Source organism: Bradyrhizobium sp., from assembly GCF_049691595.1.
In the GTDB taxonomy this organism is placed as follows: Bacteria; Pseudomonadota; Alphaproteobacteria; order Rhizobiales; family Xanthobacteraceae; genus Bradyrhizobium.
In genome coordinates, this window is sequence record NZ_JBAVNZ010000116.1 from 1 (window position 1) to 3,368 (window position 3,368).

The 3,368-nt window shown below is 65.6% G+C and carries 4 protein-coding genes; all 4 read right to left on the minus strand.

The features are described from left to right. Window positions 1–101: DUF6494 family protein (locus tag WCE35_RS05310; protein ID WP_424592299.1), on the minus strand; the 101-nt coding region annotated here is incomplete at its 3' end. A 16-nt stretch (window positions 102–117) separates the two neighbouring features. Continuing rightward, complete coding sequence (locus WCE35_RS05315) at window positions 118–384, minus strand: hypothetical protein (RefSeq protein WP_424592297.1); 267 nt, start codon at window positions 382–384, stop codon at window positions 118–120. A gap of 164 nt (window positions 385–548) precedes the next feature. Beyond that, window positions 549–2,459 carry a propionyl-CoA synthetase gene (locus WCE35_RS05320; RefSeq protein WP_424592298.1) on the minus strand — a complete coding sequence of 637 codons (1,911 nt, stop codon included), beginning with the start codon at window positions 2,457–2,459 and terminating at the stop codon, window positions 549–551. 237 nt (window positions 2,460–2,696) lie between these two features. Continuing rightward, window positions 2,697–3,365, minus strand: a complete 669-nt coding sequence (locus tag WCE35_RS05325; protein ID WP_424592300.1) for a hypothetical protein — start codon at window positions 3,363–3,365, stop codon at window positions 2,697–2,699. Window positions 3,366–3,368 lie beyond the last annotated feature (3 nt).

Genomic DNA, 3,368 nt, shown 5'->3' on the forward strand with positions numbered 1-3,368 from the left:
GCGACCGCGTCGCGGACCGCCTTTTCGATTTCGCGCTGCGAGGTGATGCCGACTTTCTTGAGGAAGCCGCGCAGGCTGGTGTTGAAAGCGTCTTCGTTCATGATCGTCTCCGAATGTTCACGGCCGTGACGGATTGTTGAGCATGTATTCGCCGAGATTGCGCTGGCGGCGGTCGGCGCGGGCGTTGGCGTTGGCGCGCTGGACGTCGCGGTCCTTGCGGCAGGCGACATATTCCGGCGAGCCGACCGCATGGCTGGCGCGACAGAACGCATCGTCGTCGCCGCTGGAGTCGACCATGGTCGGCTGTCCACGCTCGAGGCAGCCGGCGAGCAGAGGGGCAAGCAGCAGGAGCGCGAGACAGGGTCGTGCGGAGTTAGGTCGCATGGTTCATCCATTCATCCAGTTCGTCATTGCCGGCCGCCTGTCCTCGACTTGATCGGGGATGACCCGGCAATCCATCGAAACAAAGGCATTGCTTGATGGCCGAAGCGGAAAAAAAGCCCTCGCTCTGCCGTCATTGCGAGAAGCGCAATGACGGCACTTGTCTCTCACACCCTGCCCTTCAGCGCGTCGCCGATTTCGTCGAGCACCCTGGGATCCTCGATGGTCGCGGGCATGGTCCAGGCCTCGCCGTCGGCGATCTTCTTGATGGTGCCGCGCAGGATCTTTCCCGACCGCGTCTTCGGCAGCCGGCCGACCGTGATCGCAAGCTTGAAGGCGGCGACCGGACCGAGTTTTTCGCGGACCAGCGCCACGATCTCCCGTTCGATCTCAGAAGGCGCGCGCGTCACGCCGGCCTTCAGCACCAGAAAGCCGCAGGGCACCTCGCCCTTGATCGCATCCTTGATGCCGAGCACCGCGCATTCGGCGACATCCGGGTGCGATGCGAGAATCTCCTCCATGCCGCCGGTGGAGAGCCGGTGGCCGGCGACATTGATGATGTCGTCGGTGCGGCCCATCACGAACACATAACCGTCCTCGTCCTTGTAGCCGGCGTCGGAGGTTTTGTAGTAGCCGGGGAATTCGTCGAAATAGGCCTCCCTGCAGCGCGCGTCCTGCTCCCACAAGGTCGGCAGGCAGCCCGGCGGCATCGGCAGCTTGATCACGATCGAGCCCATGGTGCCCGAAGGCACCGGCCGCGCGGCCTCGTCGACCACCTCGACCTGATAGCCCGGCATCGGCACCGTCGGCGAACCATGCTTGACCGGCAACTGGCCAAGCCCGACCGGATTGCCGGCGATGCACCAGCCGGTTTCGGTCTGCCACCAGTGATCGATCACCGGCACCTTCAACTGCGCTTCCGCCCATTCCACCGTCGGCGGATCGGCGCGCTCGCCGGCCAGAAACAGCGTGCGGAAGTTCGACAGATCATGTTGCCGAATGAACTTGCCCTCCGGGTCCTCTTTGCGGATGGCGCGGAACGCGGTCGGCGCGGTGAACAGCGCCACCGCCTTGTGCTCCGATATCACGCGCCAGAACGCGCCTGCGTCCGGCGTGCCGACCGGCTTGCCCTCGTACATGATCGAGGTCGCGCCATGAAACAGCGGGCCGTAGACGATGTAGCTGTGGCCGACCACCCAGCCGATGTCGGAGCCGCACCACCAGACCTCGCCCGGCCTGACGCCGTAGAGGTTGAACATCGACCATTTCAGCGCGACCAGATGCCCGCCATTGTCGCGCACCACGCCTTTCGGTTGGCCGGTGGTCCCCGAGGTGTAGAGGATGTAGAGCGGATCGGTCGCGAGTACCGGCACGCAGGGCGCCGCCTTGCCGGCGTCGAGGGCTGCGCGGCGAAGCCGCGCCCAGTCGTGGTCGCGCCCGGCCGTGAGCTCGCAACCCTGTTGCGGCCGCTGCAGGATGACGCAGGCCCGCGGCTTGACGCTGGAAAGTTTGATCGCCTCGTCGAGCAGCGGCTTGTAGTGCACGATGCGGCCGGGCTCGAGGCCGCAGCTCGCCGAAAAAATCAGTTTTGGTTTCGCGTCCTCGATCCGGGTGGCGAGTTCTTTCGCGGCGAAGCCGCCAAACACCACCGAATGCACCGCGCCGATCCGCGCGCAGGCCAGCATCGCGACCACGGCTTCCGGCACCATCGGCATATAGAGGATGACGCGGTCGCCTTTGGCGACGCCGAAATCGGCCATGACCGCGGCCAGCGCTTTCACCTCGGCCAGCAGTTCGGCATAGGTCAATTTCGTGATGGTGCCGGCGAGTGGCGAATCGTGGATCAGCGCCACCTGACCGGCGCGGCCACCGGCAACATGGCGGTCGAGCGCGTTGTAGCAGGTGTTGACCACGGCGCCGGCAAACCAGCGGCCGTAAAGCCCGATCGAAGGATCGAAGATTTTCCTGGCGGGCTCGATCCAGTCGATCTCGGCCGCCGCCTCGCCCCAAAAACCCTCGGGGTCTTTGAGCGAGCGGGCATGGACCTGATGGTAGCGGCTGTTGTCCTGGATGTTCATGGCGTTTTCCCCGCTCCAACTCCACTCAATGGTTCATCGAGGAAACAAGGCGTGGACGGCCGGCACGAACCGGGCCATGACCAGGATCAAATTCAGGCCACATTTCCTTGGGGCATTGTCACGCGAAGCGGCATCATTTCAAGGTCAAAGTCCGTAGGGTGGGCAAAGGCGCGCTTGCGCCGTGCCCACCCTACGGGCTCTCCTTTGGGAGAGGTGGGCGATCCCGATGCCACGCCGTTAGTGCGAGCCAATCGCCAGCAGATGGTCGAGCCGTTCCTTCATGGCCCTGCGCAGATCGTAGCCCGGCCGGCCGAACGAGGCGTCGCGGCGGGCGATGAACTCGTCCTGCTCGCGCCGCAGGACCCGGCCGGCGCGCAGGCTGTCGCGGCTCGCCGCGTTCACCACCCTGGCGTTCGCGGCATTGATCTCGCGGTCGAGATTGGCGAGGTCCGGATCGGCGCAGATCGCCTTCTCAACCGGCCGCCGGACGGCGGCACACTTGAAGCTCGGCTTGTTATGGACCGCCAGCAGCGCGCCCAGCCGTTCCAGATCCTGGGCCAGCGATTTGTAGTTGCCGCGCGCCGCCGGATGCTCCGGGTACAGCTTGATCGCCGCGCCAAAATCCCGCAGCGCCTTCGGCCGGTCGCCCTTCTTGCGCCAGAGCTCGCCCCTCGCATTGAAGACATCGGCCAGCGTCGGATCGAGCCCCAGCGCGGTGTCGTAATCGGCGATGGCGCGGTCGATCATGTCCTTGCGGTCGTAGGCGGCGCCGCGCGCGATCAAAGCCTTGACGCGGTCGGCCCTGACAGCCTTTTCGTGGTCGATCAGCGCGCCGCACACGCCGATGGTCTTGTCGTCGTCGTTGGCAGCCGCTGCGGCGACGCAGGGCGCGGGGTCGGCCTGCAGTTC